10 protein-coding genes are annotated in these 18,458 nt (G+C 49.3%); 2 read left to right on the plus strand and 8 right to left on the minus strand.

Annotation, left to right across the window (positions count from 1 at the left end; all coding sequences use genetic code 11):
* Nucleotides 1-74: 74 nt before the first annotated feature.
* Nucleotides 75-1,673 carry an amidase family protein gene (locus tag AC0YOB_RS20515; protein WP_475794333.1) on the minus strand — a complete coding sequence of 533 codons (1,599 nt, stop codon included), beginning with the start codon at nt 1,671-1,673 and terminating at the stop codon, nt 75-77.
* Nucleotides 1,674-2,058: 385 nt separating this feature from the next.
* Between AC0YOB_RS20515 and AC0YOB_RS20520 the strand changes: the two genes are divergently transcribed.
* Nucleotides 2,059-3,657, plus strand: a complete 1,599-nt coding sequence (locus AC0YOB_RS20520; RefSeq protein WP_475794334.1) for an amidase family protein — start codon at nt 2,059-2,061, stop codon at nt 3,655-3,657.
* Between the two features lie 71 nt (nt 3,658-3,728).
* The gene (locus AC0YOB_RS20525; RefSeq protein WP_475794335.1) at nt 3,729-6,035 is read left to right on the plus strand and encodes a serine hydrolase; all 2,307 of its coding nucleotides are present in this window, start codon (nt 3,729-3,731) and stop codon (nt 6,033-6,035) included.
* Between the two features lie 227 nt (nt 6,036-6,262).
* Here AC0YOB_RS20525 and AC0YOB_RS20530 read toward each other — a convergent pair whose 3' ends face one another.
* The 7 genes from AC0YOB_RS20530 to AC0YOB_RS20560 all read right to left on the minus strand — a co-directional run bounded on the left by AC0YOB_RS20530 (nt 6,263) and on the right by AC0YOB_RS20560 (nt 18,451).
* Nucleotides 6,263-9,703, minus strand: coding sequence for a glycoside hydrolase family 2 TIM barrel-domain containing protein (locus AC0YOB_RS20530; protein ID WP_475794336.1), 3,441 nt, complete (start codon nt 9,701-9,703; stop codon nt 6,263-6,265).
* Nucleotides 9,704-9,734: 31 nt separating this feature from the next.
* Nucleotides 9,735-10,601, minus strand: a complete 867-nt coding sequence (locus AC0YOB_RS20535; RefSeq protein WP_475794337.1) for a carbohydrate ABC transporter permease — start codon at nt 10,599-10,601, stop codon at nt 9,735-9,737.
* A gap of 65 nt (nt 10,602-10,666) precedes the next feature.
* A complete protein-coding gene (locus AC0YOB_RS20540; protein WP_210037879.1) occupies nt 10,667-11,536 on the minus strand; it encodes a carbohydrate ABC transporter permease in 870 nt (289 codons plus the stop codon).
* An 88-nt stretch (nt 11,537-11,624) separates the two neighbouring features.
* Nucleotides 11,625-12,923, minus strand: coding sequence for an ABC transporter substrate-binding protein (locus AC0YOB_RS20545; RefSeq protein ID WP_475794338.1), 1,299 nt, complete (start codon nt 12,921-12,923; stop codon nt 11,625-11,627).
* 252 nt (nt 12,924-13,175) lie between these two features.
* Nucleotides 13,176-14,192, minus strand: a complete 1,017-nt coding sequence (locus AC0YOB_RS20550; protein ID WP_475794339.1) for a response regulator transcription factor — start codon at nt 14,190-14,192, stop codon at nt 13,176-13,178.
* Between the two features lie 27 nt (nt 14,193-14,219).
* A complete protein-coding gene (locus AC0YOB_RS20555) occupies nt 14,220-15,998 on the minus strand; it encodes a sensor histidine kinase (RefSeq protein ID WP_475794340.1) in 1,779 nt (592 codons plus the stop codon).
* A 203-nt stretch (nt 15,999-16,201) separates the two neighbouring features.
* Complete coding sequence (locus AC0YOB_RS20560) at nt 16,202-18,451, minus strand: rhamnogalacturonan lyase (RefSeq protein ID WP_475794341.1); 2,250 nt, start codon at nt 18,449-18,451, stop codon at nt 16,202-16,204.
* Nucleotides 18,452-18,458: the final 7 nt, after the last annotated feature.

The following is an 18,458-nucleotide window of genomic DNA, read 5'->3' on the forward strand; positions in this document are numbered from 1 at the left end:
CCTGAGCTCTTAGTACCTTTACGGTATCCGAGCTAAGGCTGCGGTTGAGTGGAACGATCAGCACAATTCCCTGATTATTTTAAAAACTTTGGAGCCTTCCGGTGATGGGTCGCTTGCTCATAGGAATACGCTAATTTAATAAGAATCGGCTCACTGAATGCTTCGGATAAGAATGAAATACTTATTGGCAGCCCATCCGATCCAAACCCCGTCGGTACCGAAATAGACGGATAGCCGGATAAACTGGCCAAATTGCTGCTGCCAGGCGCCTGCCCGCATTTATAGCTTGCGTCATTTACTCCCGGAAGGGGCTGAGCGGTACAACCGCTTGTCGGAAATACAACGGCATCCAGATCATTATCTTTCAATAGTTGATCAATGATTCTACGGAACGATTCCGGACCGTACTTCAATGTGGCCTGGTAATAAGGATCCTGAAGTCCCCCTGCAGCCTCTGCTGTCTCCAGCCGTCCAAGCACGTTAGCATTAAGAGGCAGATTATTTTTTTCTGCATCCGAAATGATGTCGGACAATGTTTTGAAAGGTAAAGCATTGCCCCTGGTTTTAAAATAATCTTCAAGCTGCCATTTAAATTCCAAATCTGAAATGGTGCTGTAGATTTTACCGGATACGTCAATCAGGTCCTGCGGGATTTTCAAGGAATCCACAATTACGGCCCCTTGTTTTTGCATATCTTTGATGGCGGCATTGACCGATTGGTCCACTTCCGGATTGGCTCCAAAATAATTGCGCAAAACTCCGATTCGTGCTCCCTTTAGCCCGTTCTTTTTCAAGAATGGCGTGTAGTCTTTATATGATTTTCCAATACTTTGGTAAGTCGCCGGGTCGTCAGGGTCGGCTCCTGCCACAACGCCGAGGACGATAGCCGCATCCGCGACGGAGCGGGTCATAGGTCCGCCGACATCAAACGTCAAGGAAAAGGGAATAATTCCGGAACGGCTGGTAAGCCCCAAAGTCGGTTTTATGCCCACGAGTGCGTTGCTTGCAACCGGTCCACGTATGGAACCGAGCGTGTCCGTGCCCATGCCGACCGCAGCCAAATTTGCAGCCACAGCCGCACCGGGACCGGAGCTGGACCCGGAAGGACCGCGATTCAGTTTATAAGGATTTAATGTTTGCCCGCCAAACGAACTATATCCCCCGCCCGCAGCTCCACCATGCGCCCATTCATCCAGGTTCCCTTTGGCCAGAATAATCGCCCCGGCGTCACGAAGTTTTTTCACCATAAACGCATCCTTAAGGGGGAGTGTGTCTTTAAGAGAAGCGGATCCGCCTGTTGTCGGTATATCCGCGGTATCATAGTTGTCTTTCAATATGACAGGAACCCCGTGTAGCGGTCCTCTGGGCCCCTTGGTTTTCCGCTCCTTGTCTAATGCAATAGCAGTTTCCAGCGCATGCGGGTTCACCGTAATAATGGAATTTAAATGAGGACCTGCTTTATCGATTTCACCGATTCTTTTCAGATACAAGTTTACAAGAGCTTCCGAGGTAAGTTGTCCCGAAGCTAATGCTTTCTGAATGTCTTCAATCGTGGTCTCCTCGATGACAAACGGTTTTTTGGCCGGGGAACTCCCTTCGGCAATTATAGAAGCAGGAACAACCACAGCAAGCATAAGCAAGGATAAGAAGGTTATTCGCAAACTGTTAAACATTCCAATCATCTCCCTCATAGATAATCATTCTGACACTGCACCTTGAATACGTTGTCACTCCTCTCCATGTTAATTAAAGTAACATAAATAATAGTGATTTCCATACTAAAGAATATCCTATTAATTTGCAATACTGTTAAGTCACTCCTCCAACTATGCGCATCAGATAAAACGAGATTCAAGATATGTCCCGAGCGCGAGCGGAATGAGCAGCACCTCTTCATCACTAGGTGGTATGGTTGGCGTTCTTCTTTGTTCTCTTACGCTCCCAGATATATATATATTTATCAGGTTTAGCCATGTTAAATATTGCTTAATTACAAGAGTTGCGTCTATACTAATTGATATAATGTTATATAACCTTACGTATATGGGAGGAAATCGAATGAAACCACTCATCAAAAAGAGTGCACTTCTTTTCTTGACCGCCTGTCTGTTTTTTGGAGTTATGCAGCTGCCCGTTTACGGCAAGAACTCAAATGTAAGCCTGCAGAAAGCCAAACCTTTTGTCCTCGAGGAAGCCACCGTAGAAAGCATCCATGCGGCATTTGCCAATAAAACGCTCACTTGCGCAACTCTGGTTAAAAGTTACCTTGATCGCATTAAAGCCTATGACCAGCAAGGGCCTGCCCTTCACTCGATCATTACGGTCAACCCCATTGCCCTGAGCATTGCGGCACAGCTGGATAAACAATACAAAAACAGCAAAGGCCGAGTCGGCTCGCTGCATTGTATCCCCATCATTCTAAAGGACAACTTCAACACGTATGATATGCCAACTACCGGCGGCAATGTAGCTATGAAAGATTCGGTACCGACATCCGACGCTTTCACCGTCGACAAAATGCGCAAAGCCGGCGCCATCATCCTTGCAAAATCCAACCTGCAAGAGTTCGCGCGTGGCGGCGTATCCATCAGCAAACTTGGCGGTCAGGTTCTCAATCCATATGATCTGACCCGCACTCCCGGCGGTTCCAGCGGCGGAACCGGCGCTGCAATCGCGGCTAACTTCGGTGTGCTGGGGACGGGCAGTGATACCGGACAATCGATCCGTTCGCCGGCTTCCGCTAACAGTCTTGTGGGAGTACGACCGACGAGAGGGTTAATCAGCCGCGGCGGCGTCATTCCAAACAGCTTCACGCAGGACGAAATTGGTCCGATTGCCCGTACAGTGAAGGACGCGGCAAAACTGCTCGACGTCATGGTTGGCTATGATCCCAACGATCCAATAACCTCATTTGGTGTTGGCAAAACTCCCTCCAGCTATGCGGCAGGGTTGAAGGCGTTTGCCTTGAAAGGCGCGCGCATCGGCGTCATGACTAATCTGTATGGCAAAGAGGAGCGTCACGCAGAGGTTAATAAAATCATGGAGCAAGCGATCAAGACGATGGAAGCAAAAGGCGCGACCATTATCCGTTTCACACTGCCTGAATATGACACGTTGTCACCGATCGTCGGCACCTCCCAGTGGGAGGCCAACTCTGCAATGGAACATTACTTTTCCGAACTTGGCAATGACGCTCCTGTGAAAAGCTTCAAACAGCTGGTAGATTCCAAAACAGCATCACCGGATATCCAGAAGACGCTGGAATCTGAGATTGCCATACAAGACGGTCTGAACAATCAAACGTATAAGGATCGCACGCTAAACCGTGACAAACTGCGCTTGGCCGTTTCCTCCAAAATGGCCTCGCTTAAGCTTGACGCAATCCTGTACCCGCTGCAGAAGGTGCTTGTCGCACCGGCAGGCCAACCGGATCAGCCGGAGCGAAACGGTACATTGTCTAATGGCACCGGCTTCCCGGCCGTTACGTTTCCTGGCGGCTTCAGCGCCAAGACGGCCACCGCGCCGCTCGGGATCCCGGTCGGCGCAGAACTGCTCGGCCGCGATTACAGCGAGCCGCTGCTGCTTTCGCTCGCTTATTCTTTCGAGCAGGCAGCAAAGACGCGCAAAGCCCCACTCAGTACTCCAGCTCTCAAGTAAGCATAAACAGCCAACATTTGTGCTTACCAGACGGTTGTGACGAAGGTTCATTTGATCAAGGAGGGTCAAGTATGCGCACTTTTAAACTCCCTGCGTTCAAAATTTGTTTGTCCGTTTTTTTGGCCGCAACTTTATTGCTTGCCCAAATATCGCCTCTGCAAGTTTCGGCAGAAGCTCAAACCCCGTTATGGCCAAGCCTTAAAACCGTTCTGCAACCCATTATCGATTCCGCTGCCAAGCAGGGGATTCAAGTTTCGGTAGGCATAAAAGATTTGAGCGGCACTTACGACAATCAGGAAATCCTGCTCGGCTCGCCGGATAAGTATTACGCCGCGAGCACGATCAAAATGGCAATTGTTGCTCTTCTGATGCAAGAGGTGGAAGCTGGACGATTACGTCTGGAAGATAAGCTTACGGTCAATTCCGATGTCGTTGTCGGGGGATCCGGGACGCTGAAGAATGTCAAATTCCCTCAGGATATTACCATCGAGCGCTTGGCGCGTCTAATGATTGTCCAGTCGGACAATACGGCAACGAATGTACTCATCGATCTGCTTACTTTTGAAAAAATTAATGCCTTGATTGACAATTTGGGGTTTGATGTCATGCAGTTGGGACGGAAAATGCTGACTCCCGCGAAATCCCCTGCTGAAGATAACTATGTCAATGCGGCGGAACTGTTGGAGCTGCTGGATATGCTTTACAGCGGCAGTTTGGTTTCCGACAAGTCCCGAGAACAAATCATCACGTGGATGAAGGGCCAGGAGGTTAAAACCAAATTTGGCGCCGCTCTGCCTGGCAAGCCCATCGCTCATAAAACAGGCGAGTTGGGTGATGTTAGCCATGACATCGGGTATTTTCTGGAACCGGGCAAGGAAATCGCCATTGTCGTGCTTACGAAGATTACAAAACCGGAAGATGCCGGAAAGGCGCAAGAACTCGGCAATCCGATTGTACAGCGGGTTGCCAGGGCAGTTTATAACTATCTATTGGACAACCCGTCCCCTGCTCCGTCTCCGGACTCTTGGCCTGCCCTTATACTAACTGTAAGCCCGATCATTGAAGCGGCAGCGAAGAACGGGATCCGTGTATCCGTCGGGCTTAAGGATCTCAGCACATCACAGGGCAGCCGGGAGCTGCTGCTCGGCTCCCGTCAATCCTACGCGTCGGCAAGCACAATTAAAATGGCACTTGTGTCCGCGTTAATGCAGGAAGTCGACGCCGGCCAATTGTCGCTGGATCAGAAAATAACCGTTGATCCCGAAGACGTCGTAGGCGGGACAGGCTCTCTCCAGAATGAGAAGTTTCCGCAGGACGTGACTATTGAACGTTTGGCCCGTTTGATGATCACGCAATCGGATAATACGGCTACCAATGTTCTGATCGATGCGGTCGGACTCGACAAGGTTGACGCTTTAATGAACCAATTGGGCCTGAAAGTGATGCATCTCGGGCGCAAAATGTTCGCAGCCGCACCAACGCCGGCTCAAGACAACTATATCGACGCATCCGATCTTGCCGCTCTGCTTGAGAAGATTTATAAAGGAGACTTCCTCTCCGGGAAGTCCCGCGATCAGATCATCACCTGGATGAAAGCCCAGGAGGTCAAAACCAAATTTGGCGCCGCTCTGTCAGGCTTGCCGATCGCCCACAAAACCGGAGAGAATGGGAACGTTACTCATGATTCCGGCTATTTCCTGATTCCTGGAAGGGAAGTTGCGATTGCCGTCATGACCGAAGTGACCACCACCAGCAGCTTCGACGAAGCACAAACCATAGGGAATCCGGTCGTTCAGGAGATTGCCAGGGCCGTCTATCATACGATAGCATTCGACTCCGTATATACGGACGTTAATGCGGGCCACTGGGCAAGAAGCTATATTGAAGCGGCTGCCGCAGCTTCCCTTGTCAAGGGAACATCGGAAAGTACATTCAGTCCTGAACGCCTGGTTACGCGTGCGGAATTCGTCTCCATGCTCGTCCGGGCATTTGGACTGAAGCCATCCAATGCCCTTCCAACATTTGTCGATGTCGCGGCTGACAGCTGGTTTGCTGCCGATGTTGCGGCAGCTCAGGAAACTGGAATCGCAAACGGCCATACGGACCATGTTTTCAATCCTTCAGCCCCCATAAGCCGTACTGAAATGGTATCGATGATCATCCGTGCATATGAATATGAGAATGGGCCTGTCAAGGGCTTTTTGGAGAATTTGCCGTACAAAGATATAAATCATATTCCGGCATGGTCAAAAAACGCCGTGCTAAAAACACAGTATCTGGGGCTCATTAATGGATATGAGGACGGCACTTTCCGGCCGAGCGGCAATGTTACCCGTGCCGAAGCCGTTAAATCCCTTGTTTATTCCCGGATTAAATAAGACTGAAGCAACAGACAATGACCGCGCATCAGGAAATGCATGTGGATATACAAGCGGAGATGGCTCCCCACTGGAAAAAGAACATGCAGTCTTTTTCCCGGGCGGAATGATGGCTCAGCAAATTTGTCATCGCCTGTACCAGCAAATGAAAAATAGCCTTGTTCGCATCAATTTGCGAGCAAGGCCATCTATCATTTTCGGATTATTTCGGATTGCCGTTCTCCGGCTTATCTCACAAATTGAAACCAGCCGAAATCGAAACGGCTTCCCGGCAAAAAGATGAAGGTTACTTTTTGGCTGCCCGTTATTTTCTCCAAGTCATATACCCGCTCTTCATATCCACCGGATTGCGTGAATTCGATGAGTTGATTGCTTTCGCCATCCTCGTTTGCGAACCGGATATGAATGGTATTTTTATCAATAGGCGATTGGCCATATACGACAAGCTTCGTCGCGCCTTCACTTGTAAAGTCCATTTGTTCAAACTCCAGGGAAACATTATTCCCTATGCCTTCAACGCCATTATCCGTAATGGTGAAGGTATCACCATAGATACGGTCGCTTTCCGCAGCGTTATTCCGCTCAAAGGCCCGATTCCATTTATCAAATGTGAAGCCCTTGATATGCACTTTCTTCTGAAGGACAAAACAAATCGAAGTGATGCCCGTGAGTCTTTTGGACAAGCGGTATGCCGCCTCTTGATACACATTCCACCTGGATGCTTTTTGATATATGACATCGGCCAGTAATTCACTGCCCTCTGCCTCGGGATTTCCCTCCCAGATTTGCAGTTCATACGCGTCGCTGGTTAAGGCAAAAATTGGCATGGTGATCAGATCAGAGCCATAGGGGCCAAAGTCAATATTGCTGAAGCCTACCCGGGTTTCTCCGTCTCTGCTGGTCGCTACCCCTCTTTCATTCCCGTTTCCCACTTCGCCCTTACTGAAATCGTAAAGTCCTGCCGATATGAAGCCGTAAGGATCCTTGTATGCTGTGCCCAGACCGGAGGCCTTAAATTCCAGCTGGGAAATAAGCTTGGTCTTGTCGCTGCCGTTCCTGCTCATGCAGCGGACCCGAAACTCCCCGTCACCCAGCGCCGTGATCTTCGCTTCATGACCGGAAGCTTCTATGCGGGCAAGGTTGGATACGATCCCCGCCTCGTTCACTACGCTCCATTCCACCTCTTGATAAGAAGCATGTTCAGGATACAGATTTGCCCGCACAACCGCCTCTTGTCTTGATTCGTTAAACAGCTGTCCCGAATCGCTTACAATTTCAATTTTGCGCAGCGGGATTTCTTCCTTGCTTCCCATGACGCAGGGCAGGTCCTGATTTCTCATGGCTGCGGAAATGCCCTCCAACGCCCCATCCCCCGCCGGAAGCGACTCAAATTCTGCAGCTCCGCTTTCCAGACCGGTCGAAGAAACCTCGATTCGAATTCTGCCAGGCTCCAGCGAAGCCGCGATGATGGCCATCAGTTTTCCGCTGAACAGCCTTCTGCTTATCCCTTTATAGGGATCATAGTCCGTACTGTCTCCGTTATCCAGACCGATCAGGCGGCCTGCTCCCGTTACCTGTACATGCACCCGATTGTTCGCGTTCTCCACCGGATTGCCGTCCTCATCCTCCATGGTTATTTCCACAAATATCAAGTCGGTCCCATCCGCAATAAGGGTCTCCTTATCCGCATGCAAACCAATCCGCCTCGCATCGCGAGGGGATCTTCTGACATCCGTCGCAATGACATGGCCGGCTTCATCATAAGCGATCGCTTTGATTTCCCCTTCTTCATAAGGAATCTTCCACCAGCCGGCAAGCTGCGTTCCATGCTCATGATCAATATCATAGGTTCCGATTGTAACGCCATTGCACTGCAATTCGACCCTGGGCGCATTCGAGCATACGCGGACATCAATCATTTGACCGTTATTGAAATCCCAATAAGGAAAAAGATGGACCATTGGTCTTGTCTTGTAATCCGTCCAGGCCGCTTGATAGATGTAATAGGAATCCTTCTTGAAGGTTGCCGTATCGATCTGCCCGAAATAAGAGTTCTTGGTATGATAAGGGGTCGGCTCGCCGATATAGTCAAATCCGGTCCATATAAACTGGCCAAGGGAAAAGGGGGTATCCCTTTCTGCAAGAATGCAGGCCTCTGCCGACTTTGCGCCCCAGCTTGTTGAGCTGTTTCCTAATGCGGAGCACTGCTCGTCGTCGTCGGCAAGAATCGATCTCTCGAACGGGAAGTGGTAGATGCCTCTGCTTTGGACAACGGAGGCTGTCTCGCTGCCGTATATAATCCAGTCCGGATGCTCCGCATGATGGCTTTGATAATACTTCTCCGCGTAATTGTATCCCGCAGCCTTCACGATATCCGCGCATTTTTGGGCATTCTCCCAGGGCATATAATTCGAGCCGATCGTAACGGCGGCGTTGCCTTTCGGATCATACCGAAGCACTTCATCCATAAGCATCCTCGTTACATCCTGCCCTTTCGGATCGGCATGGGTATCGTAAATTTCATTGCCGATGCTCCACATCAGCAGGCTCGGATGATTGCGGTCGCGCATGACCCAGCTTTTCACATCGGTACGGGCCCAATCCTTGAAGAATCTTGCGTAATCATAAGTCGTTTTCGGTCTCTCCCACATATCGAAGGCCTCCGAGACGACCAGCAGCCCCATCTCGTCCGCCAGATCCATAAGCTCGACTGCAGGCATATTGTGAGCTGTGCGGATCGCGTTAACGCCCATATCCTTCAAGATATTAAACCTTCTCCGAAGGGCGTTTATATTAAAAGCCGCCCCTAAGGCTCCCAGATCATGATGCTCGCAAACCCCGTTTAATTTCATTTTTTTGCCGTTTAACTGAAGACCTTGATCGGGACTGAGTTCGATTTCCCGAAACCCGATATTCTGTGTGACGGTTTCGAGCATTTCCGTCTGTTGATTCGCGTCCCCATCCGCTGCAGCCAGGTGCAATTCGGTTTTCAATTGGTATAAATGAGGCTCATCCGTGCTCCACAACAGCGGTTTATTTACCGGCAGCCTTACCCAATGATGTGCGGCAGGAACACTGCCAGCTGCGATTCTATCGGAGGCGGAAGCAATCACCTGGTCCTTGTACAGAATCGTATGCGAGAGCTGCGCGTCCTGATCAAGGTTCATTTCGGTTTCCACTTCCACCTGCCAGCTATCGCCATCCCGTTTGGTGGTGATATAAATCCCATCCGTAACAAGATGATTGCGGTCTCTTGTCTTCAGCCACACATTCCGGTAAATGCCGGCACCGGAGTACCATCTGCTGTTCGGGCTTTGATGCACGACCTTCACCAGAATTTCGTTAATCCCTTCTGCGACCGCATCCGTGATCTCGTGTTCGAATGACGAATATCCGTATTTCCATTCTCCAGCAAATTGACCATTCACATAGACGGTAGAGTCCATGTACACGCCATCGAAGCATAACAGGATCCGGTCTGCGCGATTGGTACAGGTAAATTTCTTGCGGTACCAGCCTATACTATTTTCATATAAATTTAACGTATCGTAGATCAGCCAATCGTGGGGGAGATCGACAGGCTCGAACTTCAAATCCGCACTATCCGCAGCTTCCAGGCTGCTTTTGGCAAATTCCCATCCATCGTTAAACAATGTCTTCTTATTCACGGTTTCATGGCTTCCTTTCCGATTGCTGAATTTATCCCTTGGTCCCCGTAACCGCAATTCCTTCAATAAAGTACCGCTGGGCGAACAAATAGATGATAATAATCGGAATCAGGGACATGGTGGTGGCAGCCAAAATAAGCGGATAGTCAGCACCGTTCACCTGTTGAAAATATCGGATCCCCATCTGGATCGTGTACAGATTTTCTTTGCTCAGGTAAATCAAGGGCTGAAGAAAATCATTCCATGACCCCAGCAGGTTGAATATGCCTAATGTCACGAGTGCCGGCTTGGCCAAAGGCAGTACAATCCGAAAGAATATGCCGAATTCCGAACAACCGTCGATGCGGGCGGACTCGTTCAAATCATGCGGCAGCTGAATGAAAAATTGCCGGAGCAGGAAAACGCCATACGGACTGAACAAATGGAGCAGGATTAACGCCCAATGGGTATTGACGAGGTCCAGATTCTTCATAATGGTAAATTGCGGTATCATAATCGCCTGGCCGGGAATCATCATCGTCGCCAAGTAGAGCAAAAACAATTTGCTGTTCCCTGGGAATTTCAGCTTGGCGAAGGCATAGGCGGCAAGCGATGCGGAGATAAGCGACCCGGCTGTCGATATTACCGAGACTTTAACGGTGTTCCAATAAAAAGTGCCGAATGGAATTTTACTCCATACGTCGCTGTAATTTGACCACAATGGCTGCGTGGGAATAAGCTGCATGGAATGCTGGAAAATCGTCGCCTGATTTTTAAGCGAGCCGGACAGCATCCATATGAACGGCAGGACGGTCACAATGCATACAACCAGAAGCAGGATATAGGTCGAAACGGTCCGTAGGACCTGTTTCTTGCCAAGACCCAATCTCTTTGGGCTTTCGCCCGCTGTCAGTTCCACAATCCGCGCTCCTTTCTATTCGATCAAGAATCTTTATGCAAAAGAACCACTTTATGGGGTTATCTTTAATAGGTGACCCAACGTTTTTGAACCCTTAACTGAATGAGCGTCAGGATCAGGATGATGACGAACAAGACGTAGGACATCGCCGAGGCGGCGCCGAAGCGATAGTTCAGGAAGGCCGAATTGTAAATGTAATAGACGAGAACGTTCGTCGATCTTCCCGGACCGCCCTGCGTCATGGCCATCACGGTATCAAAGACCTGGAACGAGCCGATGACCCCTGTCACGGCGCTAAAGAAAATAACCGGCGACAAGCCTGGAAGCGTTACATGCAAAAATTGCTTGAACCGGTTCGCTCCGTCCAGCTCCGCCGCTTCGTACAGCTGGCGTGGCACGCCCTGCAGGCCGGCAAATAAAATGACGGCGTTATAGCCGACGCTTTTCCAGATGCTGACCAGCATGACGGCCGGCAGCGCCAGGGAGGTCGAAGCCAGCCAGCTTGGCGGATTACTGACGCCGACAAACCGCAGAATCGTATTAATCGGCCCGTATTGCGTAAACATCGCCGCCCAGATAATGCCGACAGCGATGGAGGCCGTAATATTCGGGAAGAAGTAGAGAACACGGAACACTTTTATTCCCCGCACCTTCACATTCATTGCAAGCGCGAGCAGAATGGATAGCGCAATGGTGACCGGCACGGTAACGACCGTGTAATAGATATTATTCCGCAATGAAATGCCGAAGGTCTGATCTGTCAACAAATCCCGATAGTTATCCAGTCCAATAAATTTGATTGGTGTTAATCCGTCCCATTTCGTAAAGCTCAAATAAAGCGAATCCAGAACCGGGTATAAAATAAACACAAGCAAGCCGATCAGACTTGGCGCCAGGAACAAGTACGCGATACTGTATTGTTTAAAGCGGAGCATGTCTTCCCCCTCTTTGCTGTAAAGTTACGGCTTTGGCAGCGCCCTCTGCCCGCGGACGGGCAGAAAGCGGTTGCGGAAATTCAGTTTATCATTTGACTTCTTTTTTGATGCGGTCCTCGATGTTCTTCATGGTTTGATCCAGCGACTGCGTCTTTAACAGATAGAGAGAAGACTCTTCCTTCACAATGTTGATTCCTTGATTGTACAGCGGATCCATCGGCACTTGACTCAGAACCTTGGTATCGTCCGAGAAGACGCTGACATGCTCCGGCGTTGTCACCTTGGTCAGATACGCCTGCTTCACGGCATCGGTGCTCCAGACCGTCAATAATCCGTTGCCGGCCATGATTTTCGCCGCTTCCTCCGAAGCGATAAATTCAGAGAGCTTCTTCGCCTCATCCATATGGCTCGTCTGCTTGTTCACCATGACGGCGGCGAACGAGCCTGTCGTAGCCGGCTCCGAGTCTTTCCAATGCGGCAGCGGAGCGACATCGTAGTTCAGCTTCACGCCTTTCTGCTGAATGGCGTCGTTCAGCATCTGTACGGCCCAGTCGCCGTTCCACATCATGGCTGCGCTTCCCTGAAGGAAGCGTCCCGCAAAATCGGCGCCCGCATTGCCGACCAGCTCGCCGAACGGCTGCTGTGCTCCATCCGTATAGGTCAGGTTGTAATAATACTCCAGCACCTGTTTGAATTTCGGCAGTTCTTCGGGGTTCAGCGGGTTATTCGCCCCTTCGATGTTAGCCAGAACCCTCCACCAGGTGTTATCGGATTGATAACTCATGGAACCGTAAGTTTTATTCTGACCGCTTCCGCTTGTCAGCTTCTTGGCAGCCTCTTCATATTGATCCCATGTCCATGTTCCGTCGGGATACGGGACGCCCGCCTTGTCGAAGAGATCCTTGTTGTAGTAGAGCACCCACTTGCTGGTCCGATAGGGAAGGCCGTAGATGTGGTCGTCGTATTTAACCTGGCTGATCGGGTCGGCAATTCCGGCCAGTTCCGGCGAGCCCGCCAGATCGTCCAGCGGCTCAAGCACCTGCTTGGAGATGTATTCAGCGAGATTTGAGGTGCTTTGGGTAGCGAATACATCCATATCTCCGCCGCCCGTCGACAAATTCACAAGAATTTTCTGGATATAATCATTGCTTGGCACATAGCTGGCATTGACTTTAATAGTCGGATATTTCTTCTCGAAAGCGCTTATAACTTGATCCATATAAGGCTGCTCATCGGTCCAATCATAGTAATTAAGCGTAACCTGTTTATCGCCGGCTGCGGCAGAATCGGACGCAGCCGAGTCCGGCTTATCCGACGAGCAAGCGCTTAACAAACCGGTACCAAGAACCATAAGGCCAACCAACAACGATAATGTAAGCCGTTTCATATTAAACCCCCATCATTCGATCCTATAATCTTGATGTCGCGACCATCTGCGATAATTGTAACCGTTTTAATTTCCTATGGAAACGTGTTAACATTCGGAATAAGGAACAATTCTTCAGGTCTTTCCGCACCTGGCGAACAACCCGCCGATTCGCCGCCAGAGCATTTTATGATCCAACTCCTTCAGAAAATTCAGGCATAAAAGAATAACCCTCCAATCACATTGGAAGGCCGGGATGCCCCGTGTTGGCTATCAACTTTGAATACTGCGGTATTCGGTCGGCGTCATTCCCAGAAAACTCTTGAACATTTTACTAAAGGATCTCGGATCCTTATAACCCAGATATTCGGATATGTCGTTAATCTTTATGGTCGGGTCCATCAGCATGGTTTTGGCTTTTTCGATTTTTATGCGGGTTACGTATTGTATGAAGGTTTCCCCGCTTTTTTCCTTAAAGTATTCACTGAAATAAGTAGGGTTAAAATGAACATAATCCGCGACCTCGGCAAGCGTCAGCTGCTTCTGCAGATGAGTATTGATGAATTCCTTGACCAATTTAATGATCTTATGGTCGCCTTTCCCGTTTCCTTCGATTTGCTTGATATAGGAAAACCGGATTTGGATCGCATGCCGGATATGGGATAAATTGCTCAGATCATTCGATGTAATAGGTAAATCCTTATCGAAGCCCTGGATGCGGTACTTACTGAAAAAATGATTCGTAATCCGCAGGATTTCATCCACATATTCCGTGATGGTCATCCGATCGCTTAACAGAGCCTGTCCATCCTCTATTGCGCCAAAAACACGGTCGGCGTCAAACGAATCCAGCGCATTCAGAAGCTGGAACTCAAACTGCTGAAGATTGGCCTGCTGTATATCGGAACGCATGTTGATGCTTAAAAAATCCTTCTTGAAGCTTGAGAAAACGGTCATTATGTCCTTGTCATGAATGGGCTTTAATAAATAATCATAAGCCCTTAAACGGAGCGCGCTCTGCATGAGGGCAAACTCATCGTACCCGGTCAGAAAAACAACCGGAATCCGATAGCCCTTCCGGGTTAATTCATCCAACGTTTCAATGCCGTCCAATCCGGGCATCTTGATGTCGCAAAAGATCAAATCAAAGGAAGCTTGCTTGATCCGCTCGATCGCTTCTATACCGTTTGCCGCCTGTTCGACTAACCATTCGGGGCTCAGCCTCTCTACCATTCGAACGATACCGGTACGAATCAGCCATTCATCATCGACCACCAATAAACGATGCATATCCGTTTTCTCCCTTCCTTTGGTTCATCAAATCCGTGTTCGGAGCTCTACTCTGGGGATTTTGATTTGAACGGTCATCCCCTCCCCATACTCGCTGATGATGGTTAAACCGAACTGCGGACCGTACTCCAGTTGAATTCTTGAATGCAGGTTTTTAAGGCCGATTCCCGAGCTGCCAAACGTCAGTTCAGCTGCCTCATCGGCCAGATAGGCGTTCAATTTCAATTGATCGCTGGCCGTCATGCCCGTTCCGTTATCCTGAACCATGATGAATATACCGCTTTCATACGGCTGAACCGCGATCTTGATTTTTTTCGGTCCGTTCACTTGATCAAACCCGTGATGAATGCAATTTTCGACCACAGGCTGCAGCAGAATAGGAATCGTCATGCAGTTCAAAAGCTCTTGATCCAGGTCATAGTCGACGATCAGGGAATCTCCCGAACGAATCTGCTCTATTTTGAGATAATTCCGGATCTGATGAATCTCGTCGCGAAGCTCGACCTTCGAATTTTGTTTATTCAGACTGTAACGAAGCATGCCACCGAGGGCTGAGGTAATCTCCACGATCCCCTCCCTGTCACCGATTTCCGCCAAAGCCCGGATCGCCTCAAGGTTATTAAACAAGAAATGAGGCCGGATTTGAAGCTTGAGATTATTGAGCTCCGCTTCCTTTTGCTTAAACCGAATTTCAAGCACCTGGTTGATCAGCTCATCAATTTTCTGATTCATTTTATTGAACGCTCTTCCGACCAGGCTGATTTCCAAATTACCGTTCAAGGAATGATAGGCCACGTTAAAATCACCCTTCTCCACCTTGCCCATCAGCATTCGGAGCGTCTTTAAAGGCTTCGTGATCGTATCGGACAACAAGACGGAAACAATGACGATGACCAGAACAATAAGGGCCATTACCGTGAGAATGGTTTTATATAATATGGCTTTCCCTTGATTCATCTCGGATTCGGACACCATTCCGACGATCTTCCACCCCGTATCCGCAGAATCAATATGATGAACAATCAGCTTATCGCTGGCCGTTTTAATATCCTGTATCCTGTCATTCGAGGCATCGATATTCGGTAGCGCTTCCATATAACGGTTATTTTTGCTGTAGATATTCTGATGGTGGTCATCCAGCACAATAATATTCGAATCCTTGCCCAGATCCACAGGCTTGAAAATACTTTCCAGACCGGTAAAGTTCACATCGATGATAATAACGCCCAGGATCGGCCCATTATAAATCTTGATCGCTCTGACGACTGAAAAAGCGGGCTCCGGACGGTTAATAATTCGTGAATCATTGACTTTTCCGGTGAAGACGACCTTTCCATTCGATGCAATCGCTTTCTTGTACCAGGGCGAGCTTTTGAAGTCATACTGATAATTAATGGCTGCATCATAGATGGAGCTTGAAAAAATCTGTCCGTCTCTCCTGTAAATGGATACGCTTTGCAGGTCCTCCCTGGGGTTGCGGATCGCCTGCGATAGAAGCCCTTGAATTTGTTTGAAATCCGAATCGCCGATATTTCCTGTCTGCTGCATAATATTCAAAATTTGGCTGTTGTAATAGGGGAGAACCGACAGCCTGGTAAGCTCATCAAGATAGGTGTCCAAATGTTCATTGACCAGATTTACAGTATTGACCACATTGTTATCCATGCTCTTGGTAATTTGATTGCTATAGATCCAGCTTGATAGCACGGTCAGGAATATCATTGGAATAAGGACCAGAGGCATAAAGGTAATGATCAACTTTTTTTTAAACGTACGGGTTTCCCAATAATTTTTTAGCGCTGGCAAGCTGACACCCCCATGTTGTACCAAACGGCTCTGTGCTGTCTGAGTCATACTGAATAATCTTCAATAGTCATTGTAATTGCAGCTTAGGAATATGTACAGGATGGAAAAGACAAAATCCCCTTCCGGCCATAAGCCGCAGGGGATTCGATTTAAGGTGAGCAATCGGAAAGCTCATAGGCGAGCCAACCGGTTGCGTGATATGGTTAGTGTACCTTAATACTGTCACTGCCGGTAAAATGGTTTCCATCCTCCAGCACTCCGTTAACCTTCACTTGGACCTCGCCGGTTTGCCCCGAAAGGAGGTTAATCAGCTGTTGCCGGTCAAATTTAACCGTAAATCCCTTGGAACTATCCCCTTTGGCATCTCCCCCTTGCAAAGTGCCGCCATTCACGCTCATGGAAACGGATGACAAGCTTACATTGGAGTCTCTATTATATTCCGGGATATTTATATGAACCGTCACAGAATGATCTCCTCCACGGCTCTTAAGATTCAGCGAGCCGGGACTTACGTTCACATCCGCGATATACGTTACATAAATGTCAGGCGCTGGAGGCTGTATCATACCTTCTCCCAAATAATAGCTGGTATGCGGAGGCTGGTTGTAAGCTACATTCTGCCAAGCCACGTCCAGACGGTATAGCGGGTCGTGCATGAGCGCAGGAAGGCGATGCTCCGTAATCGCTGTCGTCGTATAAATTCGCAGCGCGCTGCTGTCGGCTGTTCTCCAGATCGCTTCTTCCCGCCAGTCGCCCAGAATATCGGCCTGCAGGCTCGGAGTGCCTTTCGTAGAATTATTGGACAGCGTCCCTTCCGCAGTCAATAGGTTGTTGGTCTTGACATTTATATAATCCCATTTGTCAATCTTGCCGGGACCTGCTCCTATGGCCGAATTGTAATTATGATCCAGAAGCTCACGAAGCAAATCACCATCCCACCAGATGCCGAAGTTAGTAGAAGATGGCGTAGAGCTGCTTATTTTTTGGCCTTTTACGGTATTTAGGCCAACGCCGGAGCCGGCCCATTGTTCTTCGCCCAAATAGGTAGGATCGATATCGGCCGACATCCCCCTGCCCGTATCCGTACCTGTAAATATCCCCCAGATGGTTTGGCCCGTAGAGGCATCCCAAACCGCTGCGCCATACGGGGAATCTTTATGCTCCATGACTTTAAATACTTCCAGACCCGGCCTGTCGGGATCCAGATCCCCTACATGAAGCGCATCGCCATGACCCAATCCCGTGCCATACAGAACTTGACCGTCCTCACTAAAGGTCATGGCACCGTAAACAATTTCATCCCTCCCGTCGCCATCCACATCGGCCGCAGTCAAATTATGATTCCCCTGGGCTTCATAGGCGGGATTGCCGTTGCTGTTAAAGGACCATTGCTTGGTGAGCTTGCCGTCTCTCCAATTGTAGGCTGCCAATGAGGTTTTAGCGTAGTAGCCGCGAGCCATGACCAGACTCGGTCTTTTGCCGTCGAGGTAGGCGATGGTTGCAAGAAAACGGTCGACACGATTGCCGTAGTCATCGCCCCAATCGGTGATATTTCCCCGCGCTGGTTCAAAAGGTACGGAAATCATTTCTTTCCCGGTTGCGCCTTCAAACAAGGTGAGATATTCCGGACCGGATAACACATAACCTTCAGCAGTCCGAAAATCCGTGTTGGGGTCGCCTATGACTTTTCCCGTGCCGTCTACGGCACCGTCAGCCGTTCTCATGGCCACTTCCGATTTACCGTCACCATCCAAATCATAAACCATAAACTGCGTGTAATGGGCTCCGGCGCGGATGTTGCGGCCAAGTGATATTCTCCACAGAAGGGTACCGTCCAGCTTATAGCTGTCGATATATACTTCACCGGTTACACCGCTTTGCGAATTGTCCTTGGAATTGGAAGGATCCCATTTCAGAATAAGCTCGTATTGACCGTCCCCATCCACATCTCCGACACTTGCATCGTTAGCGTTATACGTGTACACAGAGCCATCCTGATTGGTCCCGTCAGCCGGCTTTTGCAGGGGAACATCGAGATATGATCCACCCCAAACGCTCACTTCGTCAGATGCAGGCTGCTGCTTGCCGTTCAAGACGGCTCGAACCGTATATGCGGCACTTGTCGTTCCTGACGCATCCAGATAGTTGGTGCTGGTGAAGATCGGAGCGTTATTTACTTTTTTCCCGTCACGGTAAAGATTAAATGAAATATCAGACGGTTCTGTACCCAGCAGCCGCCAGCTGACGAAGACCCCCCCATCGGTTTTAACCGCCACCAGTCCGCGGTCCAGATATTCCATCTGTCTCTTCTCTTGCGCTTGCCCGGTTACAGCATCCGCGGGATTTGCTGTAACCGTTTGCAAAGGTGAGCAAACAGCCGCAATTTGAATGGAGCCAAGCAAGCACAATCCGGTTTTCTTCATAGACCGCTTCCAGTTCCGTACGTTTCCCATTAACTAG

This window comes from Paenibacillus sp. JT31N17, assembly GCF_056269255.1.

Bases quoted from the DNA above. Each gene is read 5' to 3' on its own strand.
- AC0YOB_RS20515 (WP_475794333.1), bottom strand. From the start codon at position 1,673: ATGTTTAACAGTTTGCGAATAACCTTCTTATCCTTGCTTATGCTTGCT.
- AC0YOB_RS20520 (WP_475794334.1), top strand. From the start codon at position 2,059: ATGAAACCACTCATCAAAAAGAGTGCACTTCTTTTCTTGACCGCCTGT.
- AC0YOB_RS20525 (WP_475794335.1), top strand. From the start codon at position 3,729: ATGCGCACTTTTAAACTCCCTGCGTTCAAAATTTGTTTGTCCGTTTTT.
- AC0YOB_RS20545 (WP_475794338.1), bottom strand. From the start codon at position 12,923: ATGAAACGGCTTACATTATCGTTGTTGGTTGGCCTTATGGTTCTTGGT.
- AC0YOB_RS20560 (WP_475794341.1), bottom strand. From the start codon at position 18,451: ATGGGAAACGTACGGAACTGGAAGCGGTCTATGAAGAAAACCGGATTG.
- AC0YOB_RS20550 (WP_475794339.1), bottom strand. From the start codon at position 14,192: ATGCATCGTTTATTGGTGGTCGATGATGAATGGCTGATTCGTACCGGT.
- AC0YOB_RS20540 (WP_210037879.1), bottom strand. From the start codon at position 11,536: ATGCTCCGCTTTAAACAATACAGTATCGCGTACTTGTTCCTGGCGCCA.